Below are 20432 nucleotides of genomic sequence, written 5' to 3'. Positions count from 1 at the left end.
GACAGAGTAGGCGCGGGGATCGACAGAGTAGGCGCGGGGATCGACAGAGTAGGCGCGGGGATCGACAGAGTAGGCGCGGGGATCGACAGAGTAGGCGCGGGGATCGACAGAGTAGGCGGAGGGATCGACAGAGTAGGCGCGGGGATCGACAGAGTAAGCCCGGACATCGACAGGGTAGGCCCGGACATCGACAGAGTAGAGCGCGACATCGACAGAGTAGGCGCGTGCATCGACAGAGTAGGCGCGTGCATCGACAGAGTAGAGCCGGGGATCGACAGAGTAGGCGCGTGCATCGACAGAGTAGGCGTGGGCATCGACAGAGTAGAGCCGGGGATCGACAGAGTGGCGGTCAGTATTAGTAGAGTAAATAGCATGCGGCGCTTGAGGCAAGTGAGTAGTCGCAGCGTGTTTATGCGAATAAGGAATTGGCTAAGCCAAATTTTTCTGATTTCCAATGCCAGAAACTGAAACAACTTGGCGAACAGAAGAAAAAGGGTCATGCGCTGCTTGTACGGTGAATAATAATAAATTAAATTTTTGCGTATTGATCCAGAAACGGCTGAATTTCCGAAAAAAAGGCATGAAAATCAGCGAATGTTTATTCTATTTTCTGGGGATATGATAAGATACATGTAAAAGATGAAGGGATGAGAGGAATGCCTGTTGTCGCCACTATCAGAACGGCTGAAAAATCCAAAGGCTTTTTCGAAGTAAGTGTCGTCGAACCGGATGGCAGTGAACAGATAATCACTGTGCATGAGGACGTTCTGGTGCAGGAAGCATTGCATAGAGGAAAAGATTTATCGGCTCAGCAGTTTGTGCGACTGAAAAAGGAAGCCGAAGGAATTAAGGCTTATCACGCAAGCATCCGCTTTCTCTCCTTCCGAATGCGCAGCGTCAGCGAAATGCGCACCTACCTAGCGAAAAAAGAATTTCTGCCTGTCCAGATTGATTTTGCCATCAAACGTTTGATTCAAGAGAAATTGCTAGATGATCGCGCGTTTGCTGCGTCTTTTGTCCGCACACGTATGGAATTGTCAACCAAAGGACCACAGTTAATTTATCGTGAATTGCTGCAGGCCGGGATCGATCAGGCTACAGCCCAGGAAGCTGTTGAACTTTATCCGGATGATCTGCAGATTGAACACGCGCGAAAATATCTAGCGAAGCAGACCGCTTCGGTAAAGAACAGAAAATCCCGAGTGGAATCGCGTCAGGTTTTATCCCGGCAACTGATGCAGAGGGGTTATTCTCAGGCAATCAGCAAAGAAGTGCTCGATGAGATCAGCGACTTTCTAAAGGAGAATGAGAAAAGCGCGTTGGCGTATCAGGCGGAAAAAGCGGTGCAGAAATACAAGAAGTTAACCGGCGATGCGTTTTCCCAAAAAGTCAAAGAGTATCTGTTTCGGAAAGGTTTTCCTATCGATGAAATATCTGTTTTTCTAGACGATCGGATCAATACGGAACAAAAAGACTGGGGATGAACGAAATGGAGAAACGATTCAGCGAGATGTCGCCACATGAGCTAGCCTTGAAGATTGGCGAATTCACGGATCATGCACGGAAAGCAGAACAGATGGGCATGATGAGCGAATACATGGTTTATTTACGGAAGATTGACATGGCGAAGGCTTATCTGATGGATCCAGAAAGTTTTCATCCGGGTGAAATTTATCTTATCGAGGATCGACGGTTTACGATTGATTATATGAAGGGGACTTTTGCCTGGGGACGGTTTGAGGGAGAAGAAGCACAGCACGCTTTTCCAATCTCGGTTCTGAAACGTATCAAAAAGCACCATCGTTGTCATGAAGCGTGAATGATGACAGCGGCATCTATTTGAAAAAAGGGATTCGAAAACAGACGCTTTCCTGTTTCCGAATCCCTTTTTAAGAAAGTATAAAGATTTTTGCACAAAAATGGAGCGAAGGTGCGAGACGCCCGCGGCAAGCGGAGCGACCGGAGCGCATTTGCTTCAAAAAAAGACTTGGCTTACCCCAGTCTTTCTCATGCGTTAAGAATGTATAAGATTTCAGAGGAATTAAGTATAAGAAAAAGCTAAGACTCAGCCGTCGTCTAGGGACTTGGCTGAGTCAAGTTTTTCTAATCCGCTATTAATTTTTACGAAAAAGCGCGGCTGTTTACTTAGTTTGCGCGAGAGCCAGTTTTTTCCTTAGCTTCTGTTCGCTGAATACCCAGCCGGTATAAGAACTTTGGATAGTCGCGTTGGCAACCCAGACAGTTGCCGTGAACGGGTACATGCCCTTTGAAAAATAGCGCAAATCCGTGAATTGAACGACCGTTAGCTCTTTACGTTGAACAACGCTCCATTGGTAGATCGGCGAGAAAGATAAAAAGGCACGGACATTCTTATCAAGCATGGCTGTCTGAATCCACTCATTTTGCGAATCAATGGTGTGCTTTTTAAAGGAATCGATCAGGTGCAAAATCATCCCATCCATTTTGCCGACATAGAAACGATTGTTGCTTTCGGCGGCGAGATGGTAATGTGACCAGCGCATCGTTGGCGACAAATATACTTTTGTCAGCCCAGGAAGCTGGCGGCGGACAGCTGCCAGCGTTCGGTGATGTTGCAGCGTCCGAAGCAGATAGTAAACAATCAATATCGCATAAATGGTGGCAAACGTGATTCCAGGATGGCCGGCAGTCGACCAGATGATAAAGCCCATAATATGCAGACTAAAAATAAACGGATCAAATATATTAATAATGCCGAGGGCAATCCAGCGGTTGCTGATCGGGCGGATAGCTTGCGTGCCATAGGCATTAAAGATATCAACGAAAACATGAAGAAAAACAGCGAATAATGTCCAGAAGAAAAGAGTCGGCGCATGGACGGCTGGGAAAAAAGATGAAAGCATCAGCGTCAGAAGAAACGGCCAAAGCGCAGTGAACGGCAGTGAATGCGTCAGGCCGCGATGATTGCGCAGATAGACCGCATTATTTTTCAATTTTAAGATTGTATCAATGTCAGGAATGACAGAACCGACTGTTGCACCGATAACAACCGCTTGGAACGTGGTGGGATCTGATGCAACAACAGGATCGAGTGTCGCGAGACCGGCTAACCCAATACCCATGACAATATGAGTTGCAGTATCCATAAAAAAAGGGTTTCCTCCTTATTGGTCACATGCCTGTGAACGAGAAACGTCTCTGCCTTTTATTGTCACACAAAATCAGCGATAATGAAAGAACTAATAACTGGAATATGCGCCGTGAGCCCCTAATGTACCGGCATTTTCCCAAAATACTCACAAAATGCGGAGTGAATGAATTTGCATCAAAATGAAATTATCGCCTTCAATCATGAACTGCTCGCTTGGTTTCAGCAAAATGGCCGTGATTTGCCGTGGCGTAGAACGAAAAATCCATATTATATTTGGGTATCCGAAGTGATGTTGCAACAGACACAAGTAGATACGGTCAAACCCTATTACGATAGATTTATCACTGATTTTGCAACGCCTGAGGCATTAGCGGACGCGCCAGAACAGTCCGTTCTTAAAATGTGGGAGGGGCTCGGGTATTATTCACGGGCGCGCAATCTTCAGCAGGGCGTGCGTGAAGTCGTTGAGAAATATGATGGAAAGCTGCCAGATGACAAAAAGAAACTGCTTGAGCTCCACGGAATCGGTCCGTATACAGCTGGCGCACTGCTAAGTATTGCTTTCGGACAGCCGGAACCGGCGATTGACGGCAATGTGATGCGTGTGATGTCGCGTGTCTTTATGATCGACGCGGACATTGCCAAAGCGAAATCAAAAAAACAATTCGAAGAAGTTGTCGGCAAATTGATAGCAGAAGCGAATCCATCGGCATTTAACCAGGCTTTGATGGATCTTGGCGCGATGATTTGCCGACCGAAGCGTCCAGATTGTCCAAATTGCCCGGTGCGGCGCCAGTGCAAAGCTTACTCGGCCCGCGTTCAAGAGAAATATCCAGTGAAAAGTCGCCCTAAGAAAGCTACGGTTCGTTGCTATGCTATAGTGCTTGTGCAAGATCAACTCGGACGTTATTTAATTGAGCAGCGAACAGATTCTGGTCTGCTGGCTGGATTCTGGCAATTTCCGATGGTTGAATGCGAAACGAATAGTGACTTACTGCCTGCAGCATTCAGAAAGCTTGCGTCAGTGGAACGCCTGGACTTCCATTATATTCACCGCTTTTCCCATTTAGTCTGGGATCTTACACTGTACCGTGTGGATCAGGCCATCGATCTTCCGGCAGGAGTGGCGAGAAAATGGGTAGCTGTCGATGAATTTGAACGCTATCCGTTTCCTGTTCCTCATCTGAAAGTGATAGACTGGCTAAAAAATTTGCGAATGAATACATAAAAGATGATGAAGTTGTCAAAGTTAAAGGTCGTGGAGGTGATACTAATGGCTAAGAAAATGAACGCAGCGGCTACTGACGTGGAACAAGTTAAAAAACAAAATGCTCAGTCTAAAGCCGGACAATTCAGCAGTGAATTCGCTAGTGAAACGAACGCTCAGGAAGTTCGTCAACAGAATCAGCAATCACAGCAAAACAAACAGTAAGTATTCACCTAAAGCTCGAAAAAAAGCACTTTGCCAAGTTCTCTTGGCCGAGTGCTTTTTTGATTTTGTAATAAAATGGAGCGGGGTTGTTCTCAAGCCTTGCGGGAAGAGCGTCGAACCTGTCTGAAGTACATCCGCGGCAAGTAATTCGCCGAAACGTAATTTTTGCAAAAAAACCCTTGCTAGGTTATTTTATCCAACTTTAATTCAAGATTTTACCAAGTACAGAAATATTCCAGTAAAACAAGATGCATTACATGCAATGACATAATTTGTTACAAAAAAATATTAAATTAATGATATAATGTTTTTTGTTTAAAAAGGGAGGTGAACACAATGAGTGATTCAATATTGGAAGTGAGTAACCTCAGGACTTCGTTCTTTACCGATGACGGCGAAGTCCCAGCGGTTGATGGAATTAGTTTCTCAATAAAAGAGGGCGAAATTCTCGGAGTTGTCGGCGAATCCGGCTGCGGAAAAAGCGTGACCTCATTATCAATTATGGGGCTTCTTCCGCATCCGCAAGGGAAGATTGTCGGCGGTCAGATAATGTATGAAGGCAAGGATATCTCTCACTTAAAAGAAGCAGAGATGCGGAAACTGCGTGGCAACGACTTAGCGATGATTTTTCAGGAACCGATGACTTCATTGAACCCCGTTTTTACTATCGGTGAGCAATTAACTGAAGCGATTCGTTTACATAATCATATGTCGAAGCAGGAACAGAATAATCGGGCGGTCGAATTGTTGAAATTAGTCGGTCTGCCACGCGCCACGGAATTGCTGAAAGAATACCCACATGAGCTCTCAGGCGGTATGCGGCAGCGTGTGATGATCGCTATTGCGATGTCCTGTAACCCGAAAGTGTTGATTGCCGATGAACCGACCACAGCTCTTGATGTAACGATTCAGGCGCAAATTCTTGATTTGATGCTCAAATTGAACCAGGAGACGCATACGGCGATTATGTTGATTACCCATGATCTTGGTGTTGTCGCTCAGGTCTGCAAACGTGTTGTCGTTATGTACGGTGGCAAGATTGTTGAAGAAGGGGATGTCAAGGACATCTTCAATCATCCGAAACATCCGTATACTGAAGGACTGATTAAATCAATCCCTGATCTCTATTCAAAAAAGGATAAGCTGTACTCTATAAAAGGCAGCGTTCCAAAACCTGGTTCCATTAAAAAGGGCTGTCTGTTTGCGCCGAGATGCGACTATGTCATGGATAAGTGCAAAGAGCAAGTTCCGGAACTTTTGGGCAGCGGTCATAAATCACGCTGTTTCCTCCATCAGGATGAGGCATAGAAGGGAGCCCGCAGATGAGTGAACTATTGCTGGATGTTGCCAATCTAAAAAAATATTATCCTATTAAGCAGGGAGTTTTTAATAAAACAAAAGAAACGGTTCGAGCGGTAGACGGCGTCAGCTTTAAAGTAAATAAAGGCGAGACGCTAGGTATTGTCGGCGAATCCGGTTGCGGCAAATCGACAACAGGCCGGATGATCATGCGACTGATTGAACCGACGGATGGAAAAGTGATTTTTGAAGGACAGGATATCCTCAATTTGTCAAAACACGAGATGCGCAAAGTCCGGAAAGATATTCAAATGATTTTTCAGGATCCGTTTGCATCGCTCAATCCGCGCCAGACAGTTGGTCAAATCATTGAAGAACCGATGATTGTCCATAAAATGGGCGATCGCAAGAAGCGTCAGGCACGCGTTCAGGAACTGCTGGAGCTGGTCGGATTGAGTGCCTATCATGCCAAACGCTACCCGCATCAGTTCAGTGGCGGTCAGCGTCAGCGAATCGGTATTGCTCGGGCGCTAGCTGTTGAACCGAAACTGATCATTGCGGACGAACCGGTTTCCGCGTTGGATGTATCCGTTCAATCCCAGGTTTTGAATTTGCTTCAAGATCTGCAGAAGAAATTGAACCTGACGTATATTTTTATCGCTCATGATTTGAGTGTTGTCCGCCATATCAGCAATCGCGTCGGTGTGATGTACCTTGGGAAAATGGTAGAACTTGCTGACAGTGAGACGCTGTATCGCGAGCCGAAACATCCTTACACTCAGGCACTGCTTTCCGCCGTACCGATTCCTGATCCGGAAAATAAAACCAAGCGAATTATTCTCTCAGGCGATGTGCCGAGTCCGGCTCATCCGCCTTCCGGCTGCCCATTTCACGATCGCTGCCCGGTTGCCAAGGCTATTTGCTCTGAAGAAATTCCGCATCTGAGGGAATTGGCCGACGGCCGTCTTGTTTCCTGCCATTTGGTGGATTGAAACAAACCTGAGAAGCGGTTTGCTTTCATTTTTACCTGCGAAAGAGGTGAACGCATTGCTTTCTTATTCAATAAAACGATTATTGATGTTGGTTCCGGTTCTGCTGGGAATGACAATCATTGTCTTTTCGATTATTCATGCGATACCAGGCAACCCAGCGCAGACGATCCTTGGGACAAAGGCGACTCCGGAAGCCATTCATCATCTGAATGCATCGCTCGGCCTAGATAAACCGCTCTATGTCCAATATTTTACTTATCTTAAGGATGTTTTGACTGGGAATCTTGGCACATCGATTCAGGATAATAACGCGATTGCGTCTGAAATTTGGCCGCATCTGGCGGCAACCATCGAGTTGTCGTTTGCGGCAATGCTTATTGCTGTAATTATCGGCGTGAATGCAGGCATAATCAGTGCTTGGAAAAAGAATTCGGTGGTCGACTACATCGCGATGATCGTCGCCCTGATCGGGGTTTCGATGCCTATCTTTTGGCTCGGTCTTCTGGAACAATGGATTTTCTCGGTGAAGCTGAACTGGTTGCCATCAATCGGTCAGACTGATATTACGAGTACCGTCGCGCCAATTACAAATCTCTACCTCGTTGATACTTTGCTCGAGGGGCAGTTCGGTCAGTTCTGGATGGTTGTCCGTCATTTGATTATGCCAGCAGTTGCTCTAGCAACGATTCCGATGGCGATTATTGCTCGTATGACCCGTTCAAGTATGCTGGAAGTACTCGGTTCTGATTATATTCGGACGGCAAAGGCCAAAGGTCAACGGATGGGCTGGATCGTCTATAAGTATGCGCTGAAAAATGCGTTTATTCCGATACTTACAGTCATTGGTCTGCAGACCGGTTTGATGCTCGGTGGTGCCATTCTGACCGAAACGATTTTCGGCTGGCCAGGCATCGGCCTGTATGTCTATAACGCGATTCAGGCCCGTGATTATCCTGTGATTCAATCTGGAATTCTGATTATTGCTTTTATGTTTATCATGGTCAATTTTATCGTCGACCTGCTTTACGGTTTGATCGATCCGCGCATCAAATACCGCTGAGAGGGGGGAAATAAAAATGTCTGAATCTTTGCAGGATTCCGCAAAGCTGTCTCCTGAAAAAGAAAGAAGTTTGTTTGTACAGGGACTTATCGATTTTTGGAAGCAATTTCGCAAAAATAAGCCGGCAATTGTCGGATTTTTGATTGTTCTATTTTTCATTTTGATTGCTATTTTTGCCAAACAGATTGCACCTCAGGGAATCAATGATCAGAATATTGCTATTCGTCTACAGCCACCTTCCGCAAAGCATCTGCTCGGAACAGACGACTTCGGTCGCGATATTTTGAGCCGGATCGTCTTTGGGGCACAGTTGTCGCTTCGTGTCGGCTTCTTCGCTGTTATCGGATCGATTATCGTCGGCACATTCTTTGGCGTGATCGCTGGCTATTTCGGTAAATTAATCGATACGGTCATCTCACGTTTCTTTGATATTCTGCTTGCCTTCCCAAGTATTCTGTTGTCAATTGCCATCGTAACGATTCTCGGACCGTCTTTAAATAATGCCCTTGTGGCAATCGCCATTGTCAACGTTCCCGTTTTCGGACGGCTTGTCCGTTCCCGTGTTCTGACGGTTAAAGAAGAAGAATACATCATGGCGGCACGTTCGATTGGTATGGGAAACACGCGCATCATTATGAAACATATATTGCCGAACAGTTTTGCACCGATCATCGTGCAAGGAACGCTGAATATCGCGACAGCCATCTTGGATGCTGCCGGTCTCGGCTTTCTTGGTATGGGCGCTCAGCCGCCACAGCCGGAATGGGGGACCATGCTTTCTGAGTCGAGACAATATATTACGAATGCGCCATGGACAGTCATTTTTCCTGGACTGGCAATCATTCTTGTCGTTATCGGCTTTAACCTGATGGGTGACGGTCTGCGTGACGCACTTGATCCGCGCATGAAAAATTAGTCTATTTCAAATATTTTTGTCTGTTCTAGAAATATTTATTTCTTGATTGATTGTTCTGAGAACTTAATTGAGTTACAATATTAAATGTTTTTATAACAAGAGAGCATTTAGGGGGATAAGCATGAAGAAAAAGTATTTCAGCATCGTCATTTCCCTGATTGTTGTTCTGACTCTTGCATTGACCGGCTGCGCAGGCGGCTCATCAAGCAAGTCCAGTAGCAACGCAGGGAAAACGCTTGTATTCGGACGCGGCGCCGATGCAACATCACTTGATCCGGCCGTTGTGACTGACGGTGAATCATTCCGTGTGACACAGAATATTTTTGATACTCTTGTTTCTTACGATTACAGCAAACAGAGTACTAGCGTCAAGCCAAGCCTAGCGACAAGCTGGAACATTACAAACGGTGGCAAGACGTATACGTTCACGCTCAAGAAGGGCATTAAGTTCCAGGATGGAACAGCTTTCAATGCTCAGGCCGTTGTTTTCAACTTCGAACGTTGGATGAACGGGAAAAAATCAGGCAAGTTTGCTTACTTCCCATCGATGTTCGGTGGCTATAAAGGCGATGCTGGTCTTGTAATTAAGAGCGTCACTGCTCCGAACGCAACAACAGTTGTTTTCAATCTGAAACGCCCATCTGCTCCATTCCTGAAAAACCTGGCAATGTCGCCTTTCGCGATTTCTAGCCCGGCTGCAATCAAGAAATATGGTGCTAAATATGGTACGACAGCTGCTGTCGGAACCGGTGCTTATGTCTTCAAATCTTGGAAACACAATGACACGATTACTCTTGAAAAGAGCAAAGACTATTGGAAAAAAGGCCTTCCGAAAATCAGCAAGCTGATCTTTAAAGTAATTCCAGACAACAGCTCACGTCTGAATGCTTTGAAAAACGGCGAAATTGATTTGATGGATGGCGTGAACCCAAGTGACGTAGCTGGTGTGAGCGGCAATAAACAATATAACGTCTACTATCGTCCGCCGATGAATATTGCATACCTCGGCTTCAACGTGACAATGAAACCTTTCAATAACACCAAAGTTCGTCAGGCATTGAATATGGCTGTCGACAAACAGTCAATTATCAAGGCCTTCTATAACGGACAAGCTCAGGCAGCTGTGAACCCGATGCCACCGAGCCTTCTTGGTTATGACAAGGCTATCAAACCGTACGCTTTTGATGTGAAAGCAGCCAAGAAGTTGCTCGCACAAGCCGGTTATCCACATGGCTTCTCAACAACACTTTATACAATGGCAAACCCGCGTGACTATATGCCTGAACCGCAAAACGTGGCTCAGTCGATCCAGTCAACATTCGGCAAAGTCGGCGTAAAAGTAAAGATCGTCACGGTTGAATGGTCATCTTATATTACGAAACTGACAAAGGGCGGCGCACCAATGTACTTGATGGGTTGGACTGGCGACAATGGCGACCCGGACAACTTCCTGTACACGCTGCTTGACAAAGACAGCATTGGCTCGAACAACTTCTCATTCTATCAGAACAGCAAACTACACAATGTGCTGATTGCCGCTCAGACAGAAACAAATACCGCGAAACGCGTTGCGCTCTATGACAAAGCTCAGGTTATTCTGCATAACGACGCGCCTTGGGTACCGCTTGTCTATGGTAAACCAGTTCTCGTTGGTAAGAGCACAATTACAGGCTACAAACCAAGCCCGACCGGTACAGAACCGTTCGATACTTTAAATGTTAAATAATCTATCGCTTTTAGAAAACACCGTTGGATGAAAGAATCCAGCGGTGTTTTTTTGTACGTTAAGAAAGTATAAAGATTTCAAAGGAATTAAGAAAAACTAAGCCTTCTTCTTTGTTCAAAGATTTGGCTCGCCAATTTTTTCTAATGCGCTTGAATTGTATAAGATTTCAGCAGAATTACGAAAAAACATGGCGCTACGCGAAGAATGCAGCGAGGTGCGAGACGCCTGCGAGAAAATCGATCCGAGTAGCGTCAGGCCATTGGACTGTTTGAGGAAACACGCGGCTTTCGTTAGTTAAGCGCGCCTTTCGTTAGTAAAGCGAGCCTTTCGTTAGTTAAGCAGCGCTTTCGATAGTTGAACGAAGGTTCCATTCTGCTTGCGGCAAGCGAGCAGCGAAGCAGAATTTTTGCAATAAAAAAGGATGGCGATTATTTTGCCCAGTTTTTTTCAATGATAAGAAATCGAAATTCGATGCTTCTTTTATTACTACTGGCAAAGATTGTGCTGGAACGCATAAATAACAGCTTGCGTTCGGTCCTGAACCTCGAGTTTACTAAGAATATTGCTGACGTGAACTTTGACTGTTTTTAAAGAAATGTACAAATCCTCGGCAATTTCCTGATTGCTCTTGCCACGCGCCATCTGCAGCAAAACCTCCACCTCGCGTGGGGTGAGTGAATCATGCAGCTGCCGATCTTTTTTTGCTTTCATTCGGGCCATTACCTTTTCTGTCACTTCCGGTTCAAGTACGGATTGACCGGCAGCAGTGCGGCGAATGGCATCGGCAATTTCGCTTGCTTTAGCTGTTTTCAGAAGATAGCTGACGGCTCCAGCCTCGATAGCCGGATAAACTTTATCGTCATCCAAGAAACTGGTGACGATGATGATCTTGGCTTCTGGCCAGTTGTGGATAATCTGTCGCGTGGCTTCGATGCCGTTCATGGGTTCCATGACCAGATCCATCAATATGATGTCCGGTCGCAGGGCGAGTACTTTTTGCACACCATCTGCTCCTGTTGCCGCCTCGCCGGCGACGATTATATCGGTTTGGGCAGAAAGGTAGGCGGAAACGCCGATCCGCACCATTTCATGATCATCAACTAGCACCACACGTATCATTTGTGTTTCTCCTCCTTAATGATCGGAACGTTAACTTCGAGAATCGTTCCATGACCGGGAATGCTGACTAGCTTCAAATGACCACCGATTTGCGCGGCGCGCTCTTTCATATTCGCTAGGCCGTACGATCCCGGTTTATTTGTCTGCGGATTAAAGCCGACGCCGTCATCACTAATGCGTAGAATCACATGGTTTTCGGGGGCGAGCAGCAGGACGTTTAACTTAGACGCCTTAGCATGACGCAGCACATTCGATACTGATTCCTGTAAAATTCGAAATAGCTGATCCTCAATTCCTTTTTCTAGGGTAACCGGCTCAACGGTCCAGTTGATGCTCATCGGAACTTTTAGCCGCAACTCATTCAGAAGCTGCTCAATACCCATTTTCAACGCCTTGCCATGGAGCTGGACAGGGCGGAGATGGAGGAACAGGGCACGCATCTCAAGCTGCGACTGATGAATCGTCTGCTCAACAAGACGAAGCTGATTCGACTCCGTGTCTTCGGCGTTTGCACGGCTTTCATTAATGGTCGACATCAGCATCGAGGCTGCGAATAATTGCTGGCTGACCGAATCGTGCAGCTCACGAGCGAGACGGTTTCGTTCCTCGGAGATGATCTTTTGTACCGCCTGTTCTTCAAGTTTGGCCGTCTCGTTTGCCATTTTTTGAGTCGTTTGTGTTTGTTCGCTGAGTTTTTCTGCCAATTGATTCAGCTTCGTATAAACAGAATGCAAGTGATCCGCAGCTTGGTCGTGCTTTTTGATGGCATTACCCTGAATGACATCTGTGATCGCGTCGTCGAGCTCAAGCAATGTTTGTCGCATTCCATAGCCGGACAGAAGCCCTGCGACAAATCCGAGAAGAAGAGACAGCGCTGGGGCGACGAGTAGAAACGGAAGATGCCAAATTTGCCTTTGCCACAGGAGTGCCCAATCTTTTAAAGGGAAAGCAACAAAGTAAACGATTGAAAAGATCAGAAACAGGATCAACGAGAATAGCGATACGGTCAGACACTGACGCTTAAATAGTTTCATATCCGCCGCACCTCCAGATTTCCGGAAAGCGCAGAGACAATAATTGAAACATTCTGTTCTGCTGCATCATAATTTTCCGTTTGGAAAGCGATCGATTCATTAATCAGCCTTGGTTCTTCATGTCCAAGAAAATCGAGCGATCCAAGAATAACGGAAAAACGTACAGAGACACCAATGCCGTAGGGCACGAGAATCCGTACTCTGCCGGCAAGATGACGGACGACGATGACAGCCTCACGCGGTGGCAGAATCGTATGACTTAAATCGATCAGCGTGTCTCCGGCGCCATTTTGAATATTAATGTCGTGCCATTCGTAATCATCCGGGGGGGTCTGCTGATGGCCGAACCATTTATTCTGCAGCAGCAGTTGACGACGGAAAATAGTCTCTTTAACGTGTCCCGCCTGAAAATTTGGTTGAATGATCGATGGATAGCGCTTGGATTGAACAAAGTCATAGATAAACAAGAGGAAAAGAAGTAATATCGTTAATTTAAAAACAAAAGTACTTAACAAAACAAGGGAGAGACCGATAATCCCGATGAAAAAAATGATTTTTCCTTTTCTTTGGGAGAAGCGATTCTTTCCATAGTAAAGCAGTCCGGCGAACAAGGCGGCGGGCAAGAGAAATCCCCAACCGCCAAAAATGGATTGCATGACAAGAGCGAATAATCCGGCTATCCATAACCAGCTGTATCGATCATTTTTAAGCGATTGGAACATCAGGGCACACCTGCCTTTCTCGCCGAACGCAAGCGATTCTCTTAATAAAGTGAAGCCCGTGCCTATCGGCCGAGCTTCCTTTATTTTACTATAAGCAGCGGACAAACTGTAGTCGTACTTTGAAGGTCTCGAGTAGCTTATTCAGCGTCCGGTTGATTTTGATTGAGTTTACGTTTAAGCTGCTCGATCCTGCTGTCAAGTGACTGATGCGTGTAGGCTGCATTAATTTTTTTCTCTAACTGATCAATATAGTGTTCGCTGTCCGCAAATCGATGACAGGATTGGCCAAACTGGGACTCGGGATGAACGATTTGGTTGATCCGATATTCAGCGTTAGCGATATTTTCACGGCTCATTAATTCCATTCGCTTCACGTACATATCTTTCAATTTGCGTTTCATTTCCGCGTAGTTTTGTTCCAAATGTTCCAGTTGCTTGATATTTTGTTCGTAGAGGCTTTTCAAACGGTTTGCCTTTTGCTCGTAATCTTCTTGTTCGCGGATGATGAACGCGTAAAGCTCAGCTTCACCTGCTTTGTCCGCAATAACAGCCTGTTCTCTTCTTTTTTTCGCCAATTCATCTGCCTCGTGATACTCTCTGATTAAGTTATCTTTCAGCAAATACTGACGATTGATTAACTCACGAACTCGGTTTGCTTCCTTCTCGCAGGTACGCAAATGCTGATTGAGCATTGCGATTGGATTCTTTTGCTCCTTTTGGTCCAGCAAGTCGTTGATATCTGACGAAATGGAATTCTTAATGCGGGTGAATAAATCGTTCATTTCGGACAGCTCCTTATCTTGTGTGGTTTAATGTAATTCCTTCCATTCTCTCTCAAAATGATCGAAAGGGTCTTCCGCTGCAGTAGCATGACCAGATTCTTTGTGCCAGGCGCGCCAACTATAAATCAGACCGGCAAGGGCCAGAAGACCGATCAGTGACGGGACATTGCCGAGTGAGAAGCCCAAAGCAATCAGGGCAGCGATCGCCCAAATTACTTTATGTCCCATTCCTTCAGCACCGATAAATTTCTTGAATGCCAGGTAAAGGATGGCAAGACTGATGGCGAGAACGATCATTGATCCAACGTGTGCAAGCAGGACAATCAGGCAGAGGATGCCGAGAATAACTAAGAGAAATTTTTTCATTGGTATCTGTCCTCCTTTCCATGTCTCTATCATAGTGGCTTTGCAAGATTTTCATCATGATCCCCCGGTGTATCTTTGCCTACAACTTGAGGCGTAGCTTCGTTACGTCAAAAGACTGCTGCGCACAAAAAAATAGGCTTCGTCACGTCTCTTTTGCTACAAATGCGCGCTGGCTGCTCGCTCGCACGCTGTTCCCGCAGGCGTCTCGCAGCTTCGCTGTATTTGAGATACTGAATCATATACATTCTTATCTTTCAAAAAAAACTCGGTGCCGATTAGCACCGAGTTTTTAACCTATGGCTTATTTCAGTGATTATTTGATTTAAAAATTTGGCGCACGTACTTGTTGCCTATCTGTTCGCGCGCGAGTCACGAATGGGGTATCACACGATCCGATCGAGGTGGATAATCGTCGCTCAATGATGTTCCTGATAGCTATCAACCAAACGATCGAGATGCTTGACCTGTTTGCTGTAATCGATAACAGTCGCGATCAGCGGGAACAGATCGAGCCAGTCATCGGGCGAGCTATGCGAAAAGTGGGCAGCAAACGATTCTACCAGTTCATTGCGGCGCTGGTCGTCCTCTCGCGCTTGCTCTTCATGCCGTTTGCGGCGTATTTTTCCGTCAAATTTGAGCAGCACGCGTTCGTGGTAGGCCATCATCCCATCCATTTGCTGTCTGAGGACAAGGCTGAAACTCTGAGGCAGGATCCGATAGGCATTTTCATTGCGATCGAGTTCATCGAGAATATGATGGAGTAGGCTGGTGACATGAATCATTTTTCGGTAAATTACAATTCGTCGCATGCGGGCGTGTCGCGTTTTGCGCGAATACACACGTTCTTCACGAAACCAGTGGTAGTAATTTTCGATCTGCAGTTTGCGGGCATCGAACGCAGCACGTTCGCTCTTTATTTTTGTATTGTCGGACGCCCCTTCGTTTAAAAGCCGAACCCACTTCAGCAAATCGGTTGCCTGCACAAGGATGGTGTCATAGAGCGGATCCTCATATTTCGGTGGGAAAAGGAGCAGATTGATTACCGTTGCGGACAGAACACCAATACAGACGAGGGCAAGCCGCCAGATGGCTTCGACAATGAACTGATCGGTGCTACTTACACCGCTCGCCATAATAAAAATAATGGTCACCATCGTCAGGGATAATGTGTCTTTCATTTTGAACTTTAGATGGACAGCAATCACGACGACAACGACCATGCCAACCGCAACGGGGCTGTCGCCAATCGACAGAACGGCGAGGATGCTGATCGCCGCGCCAATCAGGTTCCCGTATATATTTTGAAACAGTGACCGCAGCGACCGACGGACAGATGGCTGGGTGGTGACGGCAGCAGCAATTCCAGCCATTATCGGCGGTGTCATGTGGAGGAATGTGGCGATCAACAGCGCGAGCGCAACGGAAATTCCTGTTTTCAGACTTCGTGCTCCAATTCTCACTGATGAGACTCCTTTGCAGAAAAAAGCTTTATTTTATTCCAATGAAACGCTCAATAGCTAGCCGGCCGGCGAAAAAAGAACATTCAGCCGTCAAGGCAAAAACTGGGTAATGAAGAGGATGTCTCAAGAGCCATTTAATGGCTTTGAGGCATCCTCTGTATGGGGAAACGCTTCGCCCGCCTGATTTTTGTTGCTTTAGGCGATAACTTGATACAAGCCATCCCGTTCAGCCAAGCGCTTTTATTTAGCCAATTCAGCCAAAGCATGGTCCACTGCGGTCAATGTATCGTCAACATCTTTTTCTGTATGTTCTGTCGTCAGGAACCAGGCTTCATATTTCGAAGGTGCCAGGTTCACGCCGCCCTGGAGCATCAGTTTAAAGAAGCGGCCGAACATTTCGCTGTCCGTGTCTTTTGCTTGATCGTAATTTGTGATTTCATGATCGGAGAAATAAAGCGTCATCGAGCCGCCGATACGGTTAATGGCAATCGGCAATTGATATTTTTTATTAAGTGCGTGAATCCCGTCTTCCAGTTTCGCGCCGAGCCGATCCATTTCTTCATATACGCCCGGGGTCTGCAGCACTTCGAGACAAGCAATGCCAGCTGCCATCGACAATGGATTACCAGCCATGGTACCCGCTTGATAAGCCGGGCCGAGCGGGGCGACTTCATCCATGATTTCTTTACGTCCACCATACGCACCGATTGGCAGGCCACCGCCGATGATCTTGCCCATCGCGGTCATATCCGGAGTGACACCAAGGTAATTCTGCGCTCCGCCATACATAAAACGGAATCCGGTGATGACTTCATCATAGATAACGACGGCGCCTGCTTTATGGGCGATGCGGTTAATCGCTTCAAGGAAGCCTGGCTGCGGCATTACCATGCCGAAGTTGCCGACGATCGGTTCGACGAGGACGCCGGCAATGTCATCGCCCCAAACGTCGAACGCTTGCTGCAAGGTGTCGACATTATTGTAAGGAACGGTGATCACTTCATGTGCCGTACTTTCGGTCACACCGGCAGAATCCGGTGAACCGAGGGTTGAAGGACCGGAACCGGCGGCGACAAGCACGAGATCGAAGTGGCCGTGATAGCAGCCAGCAAATTTAAGAATTTTCTTACGACCCGTGTAGGCGCGAGCCACGCGAACGGTCGACATCACCGATTCGGTACCTGAATTTGTAAAACGGACCTTGTCCATTGAAGGAATGGCCTTCTTCAGCATGATCGCAAGTTCTGTCTCAAGTCGGGTTGGCGTGCCATAGAGGACGCCAAGTTCCGCCTGCTTTTTAATCGCTTCTGTAATATGCGGATGGGCGAAGCCAGTAATGATTGGTCCGTACGCCGCAAGATAATCAATATAGCGGTTGTCGTCCTCATCCCAGAAATAAGCACCTTTGCCTTTTTTCATAAATACCGGTGCGCCGCCGCCGACTGCCGCGTAAGCACGCGACGGACTGTTGACTCCGCCGACAATATTTTCTAAAGCCTCCTGATAGAGCTTTTCAGAAGTTTGAATTTCCATTGTAATTATTCTCTCCTTTTAATCGCAGAAATGGGCCAGATGAGTATCCATATGGTACAAAAAGAAAAAGCGTCATTAAAAAATAGAATCTTTATTCAAACATCCGGTGGTTCATCAAGAACCTGAAGTGTTCAAGAATTCCTGCCGTCAGCCCCCAGATCGTGTGTCCCTGATAGTTATAAAAGAGTTCAGTCGTTGTCAGGTTGCGAAACGGATAGGCTCTACCAGAATTGATCCGTTCAAAGGGAAAGTCCTGCTCCGCATTGACGGAAAACTGTAAGTCGCATCGCTCGGGGATTTGTTTCAAGAGCCACGGAAGCGGAATCGTGAAGGTTTCGGCTACCTCTTCAGAATTCAGTTGAAGTTTGGTTGATGGTTGTAGGACACCAACGAATGGATAAATAAAATGCTCCTTGTTGGCGATGCAAGTCCCCATACGACCGATGACGGTGATCGCCTCTTTAGCAATGCCGAGTTCTTCGCACGTTTCACGAACGGCTGTCTCTTCAAGCGTGGCATCGATTTTTTCACTGCGGCCGCCTGGAAAGCAAACATCCCCGGGTTGCCGCTTGAGATGCGCGGCACGTACCTCAAGCAGAATTGACCAGTTGTCTCCTTCAGCAATCAGGGGTAGAAGGACAGCTGACTTTCTAGCCAATTCTTCTCCGATTATCGTTTCATCATTTTCAATTCGTCTTTTAATACTTTTTATATCCATGAAATCACCTGCATGTTTCCCTCTCTAATTTTATAGTACCATATTCTACCGCCTGACAAGTAAAACGGCTTGTCTCCTTTCGATCATTCTGCCAAAATAAAAGAGTAAACTACGGTGTTGGTCGTTTTTGGGGTCTCCCAAGGCCAGCTTCCTAAAAAAGGGGATAATTAACTCATGTTAGAAGCAGGAACGAAAGCGCCAGATTTTACACTTGCATCAACAGATGGACACTCGCGTTCACTTAGTGATTTCAAGGGGAAAACGGTTGTTCTTTATTTTTATCCGAAAGATATGACGCCCGGCTGTACTATGGAAGCTTGTGACTTCCGAGATCAGAACGCGCGCTTCTCGGAATTGAACGCAACCGTATTAGGAATCAGTCCGGATCCAGTGGAAAAGCACCTGAAATTTGCTGAAAAGCATACGCTGCCTTTTACGTTGCTAGCTGATGTAGATCATATGACGGCCGAGGCATATGGATGCTGGCAGTTGAAGAAGAATTTCGGAAAAGAGTATTACGGGATTGTCCGGTCTACCTTTATTATTGACAAAGACGGAAACATTGCGAAAGTTTACACCAAAGTTAAAGTCGCCGGTCATGTCGATGCGGTTTACGCGTACATTAAAGACAAACTTGCTTAAAAAAATAAGCAGGCATTGGATTCAATAGAAGCTAGGCGGTAAAATTGCAGGGAAAGCGCTCTTGCAGAAGTAGCAAGACAGAGAGCATTTCTTTAGGTATCCGCCTGTTCGGGCAAGCGATTGATCGGCGCTTCATTGTTGAAAAAAGGACTTGGCTTGCCAAGTCCTTTTAATTGAGCGAAATTTGAGGGATTCACATACAGACGGACGATTCAAAGAAGAATTTGCTTTGTAACGACTGAAATTGGGGACTGCCGTGCCGCTTCATGCATATGATTAATTGAGAAAACATTTTTGTTTACATAAGAAACGGCTCTTTGCAAAAAATAAAAGCAACCTACATGTTTTCATTCAGCAGCAAAAGCGCCTGTATTGACAGAATGAGGTCTGTCAATGTACACTGAAAATAAAATTATAACTATTTTAAAATAAGAATTGATTTCGAGAAAATTTCTTGCTTGAAAGTGAGGTGCATGACGATGACTGACGATAAGGCGAAGATCAATAAAGCGATTGAGGTGCTTAAAGACTCCGGAGTGAGAATTACTCCGCAGCGTCATGCGATTCTTGAATATTTGATTTTATCGGATTCCCATCCAACGGCAGACGATATATATAAAGCTTTGGAAAATCAGTTTCCAAATATGAGCGTCGCAACGGTATATAACAACCTGCGTGTATTTAAGAAGACCGGCATGGTAAAGGAACTGACTTACGGGGATGCATCAAGCCGCTTTGATTTTTCCACCCGTCAGCACTACCATATCATTTGTACGCAATGTGGAAAAATTGTTGACTTCTTTTATCCCGGGCTTGATGAAGTCGAAGCGCTTGCTGCACAAGTCACGGGGTTTGACGTTGATTCGCATCGGTTGGAAGTTTACGGTGTCTGTCCCGAATGCCAAGTGAAGGCAGAGCATAAGACGCCGATTAGCCAAGCTGAACATATCTGACAGGAACAGTTGAACGAGGAAATAAACGTGCAGTATCCGGACGAGCGGGTACTGCACGTTTTCTGTTTAGACTTTTATTAAAGTCACAAAAAAGATATTGACGTTGGAAATAATCCGTGTTAAATTAAGTGACGTTGTTTTTTGACAAGAATCGCGCACATACATTGTGAACGAAAAAAAGTTGTTGACATAAATTGCAGTTCAACATATAATATTTCTTGTCGCCAAAAACGACAGCAAAGCCTTGAAAAAAAGATGTTGACATCTTGAAAGCAGCATGGTAAGATATAAAAGTTGCTGATTGAGAGATGAGCAGCACGGAATGTTCCTTGAAAACTGAACAAAAGCCAAGCGTACTTTTTAAAAGGGTAACCCCCTTTGAGAAACAATTTGCTATGGATCTTACATGAACGAATCGTTTGATAAATCGAAGCTTCGGCTTCGTGATGCAATACTTTTTGGAGAGTTTGATCCTGGCTCAGGACGAACGCTGGCGGCGTGCCTAATACATGCAAGTCGAGCGCACGGATGGGAGCTTGCTCCCTGAT

At 46.0% G+C, this 20432-nt stretch carries 20 protein-coding genes, 1 rRNA gene and 1 pseudogene; 13 read left to right on the top strand and 9 right to left on the bottom strand.

Annotated features, from left to right (window positions below):
- The 3 genes and pseudogenes from JOC27_RS12700 to JOC27_RS12690 form a co-directional block, all read left to right on the top strand.
- Nucleotides 1-468: pseudogene (locus JOC27_RS12700) on the top strand (hypothetical protein); the annotation flags it as partial.
- 188 nt (nucleotides 469-656) lie between these two features.
- Entirely contained in the window at nucleotides 657-1484 is an 828-nt protein-coding gene (locus tag JOC27_RS12695) for a RecX family transcriptional regulator (RefSeq protein ID WP_205007655.1), read from the top strand.
- A gap of 5 nt (nucleotides 1485-1489) precedes the next feature.
- A complete protein-coding gene (locus JOC27_RS12690) occupies nucleotides 1490-1819 on the top strand; it encodes a YfhH family protein (protein ID WP_205007654.1) in 330 nt (109 codons plus the stop codon).
- A gap of 322 nt (nucleotides 1820-2141) precedes the next feature.
- Here JOC27_RS12690 and JOC27_RS12685 read toward each other — a convergent pair whose 3' ends face one another.
- On the bottom strand, nucleotides 2142-3125 hold the full coding sequence (locus JOC27_RS12685) for a metal-dependent hydrolase (RefSeq protein WP_205007653.1): 984 nt from the start codon (nucleotides 3123-3125) through the stop codon (nucleotides 2142-2144).
- Between the two features lie 168 nt (nucleotides 3126-3293).
- On the opposite strand from JOC27_RS12685, the gene mutY reads away from it, so the two are divergent.
- From mutY to JOC27_RS12650, 7 genes are all read left to right on the top strand, one after another.
- Nucleotides 3294-4358, top strand: a complete 1065-nt coding sequence (gene mutY, locus JOC27_RS12680) for an A/G-specific adenine glycosylase (RefSeq protein ID WP_205007652.1) — start codon at nucleotides 3294-3296, stop codon at nucleotides 4356-4358.
- Between the two features lie 45 nt (nucleotides 4359-4403).
- Nucleotides 4404-4562 carry a gamma-type small acid-soluble spore protein gene (locus tag JOC27_RS12675; protein WP_205007651.1) on the top strand — a complete coding sequence of 53 codons (159 nt, stop codon included), beginning with the start codon at nucleotides 4404-4406 and terminating at the stop codon, nucleotides 4560-4562.
- A 336-nt stretch (nucleotides 4563-4898) separates the two neighbouring features.
- Nucleotides 4899-5870 carry an ABC transporter ATP-binding protein gene (locus tag JOC27_RS12670; RefSeq protein WP_205007650.1) on the top strand — a complete coding sequence of 324 codons (972 nt, stop codon included), beginning with the start codon at nucleotides 4899-4901 and terminating at the stop codon, nucleotides 5868-5870.
- A gap of 14 nt (nucleotides 5871-5884) precedes the next feature.
- A complete protein-coding gene (locus JOC27_RS12665; protein ID WP_205007649.1) occupies nucleotides 5885-6853 on the top strand; it encodes an ABC transporter ATP-binding protein in 969 nt (322 codons plus the stop codon).
- A 55-nt stretch (nucleotides 6854-6908) separates the two neighbouring features.
- Nucleotides 6909-7913: an ABC transporter permease gene (locus JOC27_RS12660; RefSeq protein ID WP_205007648.1), complete on the top strand. Its 1005-nt coding sequence runs from the start codon at nucleotides 6909-6911 to the stop codon at nucleotides 7911-7913.
- 16 nt (nucleotides 7914-7929) lie between these two features.
- Nucleotides 7930-8829 carry an ABC transporter permease gene (locus JOC27_RS12655; protein ID WP_205007647.1) on the top strand — a complete coding sequence of 300 codons (900 nt, stop codon included), beginning with the start codon at nucleotides 7930-7932 and terminating at the stop codon, nucleotides 8827-8829.
- Between the two features lie 121 nt (nucleotides 8830-8950).
- Nucleotides 8951-10555 carry an ABC transporter substrate-binding protein gene (locus tag JOC27_RS12650; RefSeq protein ID WP_205007646.1) on the top strand — a complete coding sequence of 535 codons (1605 nt, stop codon included), beginning with the start codon at nucleotides 8951-8953 and terminating at the stop codon, nucleotides 10553-10555.
- 486 nt (nucleotides 10556-11041) lie between these two features.
- Here JOC27_RS12650 and JOC27_RS12645 read toward each other — a convergent pair whose 3' ends face one another.
- The 8 genes from JOC27_RS12645 to JOC27_RS12610 all read right to left on the bottom strand — a co-directional run bounded on the left by JOC27_RS12645 (nucleotide 11042) and on the right by JOC27_RS12610 (nucleotide 18289).
- Entirely contained in the window at nucleotides 11042-11674 is a 633-nt protein-coding gene (locus JOC27_RS12645; protein ID WP_205007645.1) for a response regulator, read from the bottom strand.
- Complete coding sequence (locus tag JOC27_RS12640) at nucleotides 11671-12708, bottom strand: sensor histidine kinase (RefSeq protein ID WP_205007644.1); 1038 nt, start codon at nucleotides 12706-12708, stop codon at nucleotides 11671-11673. Before JOC27_RS12640 ends, JOC27_RS12645 begins: the two co-directional genes overlap by 4 nt.
- Entirely contained in the window at nucleotides 12705-13430 is a 726-nt protein-coding gene (liaF, locus tag JOC27_RS12635; protein WP_205007643.1) for a cell wall-active antibiotics response protein LiaF, read from the bottom strand. Before liaF ends, JOC27_RS12640 begins: the two co-directional genes overlap by 4 nt.
- A 137-nt stretch (nucleotides 13431-13567) precedes the next feature.
- A complete protein-coding gene (locus JOC27_RS12630; RefSeq protein WP_205007642.1) occupies nucleotides 13568-14212 on the bottom strand; it encodes a PspA/IM30 family protein in 645 nt (214 codons plus the stop codon).
- Nucleotides 14213-14239: 27 nt separating this feature from the next.
- Entirely contained in the window at nucleotides 14240-14578 is a 339-nt protein-coding gene (locus JOC27_RS12625) for a lmo0954 family membrane protein (RefSeq protein WP_205007641.1), read from the bottom strand.
- A 416-nt stretch (nucleotides 14579-14994) separates the two neighbouring features.
- The gene (locus JOC27_RS12620; protein WP_205007640.1) at nucleotides 14995-16038 is read right to left on the bottom strand and encodes an aromatic acid exporter family protein; all 1044 of its coding nucleotides are present in this window, start codon (nucleotides 16036-16038) and stop codon (nucleotides 14995-14997) included.
- A 240-nt stretch (nucleotides 16039-16278) separates the two neighbouring features.
- Complete coding sequence (locus JOC27_RS12615) at nucleotides 16279-17571, bottom strand: glutamate-1-semialdehyde 2,1-aminomutase (protein WP_205007639.1); 1293 nt, start codon at nucleotides 17569-17571, stop codon at nucleotides 16279-16281.
- 91 nt (nucleotides 17572-17662) lie between these two features.
- Nucleotides 17663-18289, bottom strand: coding sequence for an NUDIX hydrolase (locus JOC27_RS12610; protein ID WP_205007638.1), 627 nt, complete (start codon nucleotides 18287-18289; stop codon nucleotides 17663-17665).
- Nucleotides 18290-18463: 174 nt separating this feature from the next.
- Here JOC27_RS12610 and bcp point away from each other — a divergent pair, with 174 nt between their 5' ends.
- From bcp to JOC27_RS12595, 3 genes are all read left to right on the top strand, one after another.
- Nucleotides 18464-18931: a thioredoxin-dependent thiol peroxidase gene (gene bcp / locus JOC27_RS12605; RefSeq protein ID WP_205007637.1), complete on the top strand. Its 468-nt coding sequence runs from the start codon at nucleotides 18464-18466 to the stop codon at nucleotides 18929-18931.
- Nucleotides 18932-19410: 479 nt separating this feature from the next.
- On the top strand, nucleotides 19411-19884 hold the full coding sequence (gene perR / locus JOC27_RS12600; protein ID WP_415641078.1) for a peroxide-responsive transcriptional repressor PerR: 474 nt from the start codon (nucleotides 19411-19413) through the stop codon (nucleotides 19882-19884).
- 455 nt (nucleotides 19885-20339) lie between these two features.
- Nucleotides 20340-20432: ribosomal RNA gene (locus JOC27_RS12595) — 16S ribosomal RNA — on the top strand; the annotation flags it as partial.

It is taken from the genome of Sporolactobacillus spathodeae, assembly GCF_016908935.1.
GTDB classification, from domain to species: domain Bacteria; phylum Bacillota; class Bacilli; order Bacillales; family Sporolactobacillaceae; genus Sporolactobacillus; species Sporolactobacillus spathodeae.
Note: the sequence above shows the minus strand (reverse complement) of the source record. Positions and strands in the feature narration are given on the sequence as shown.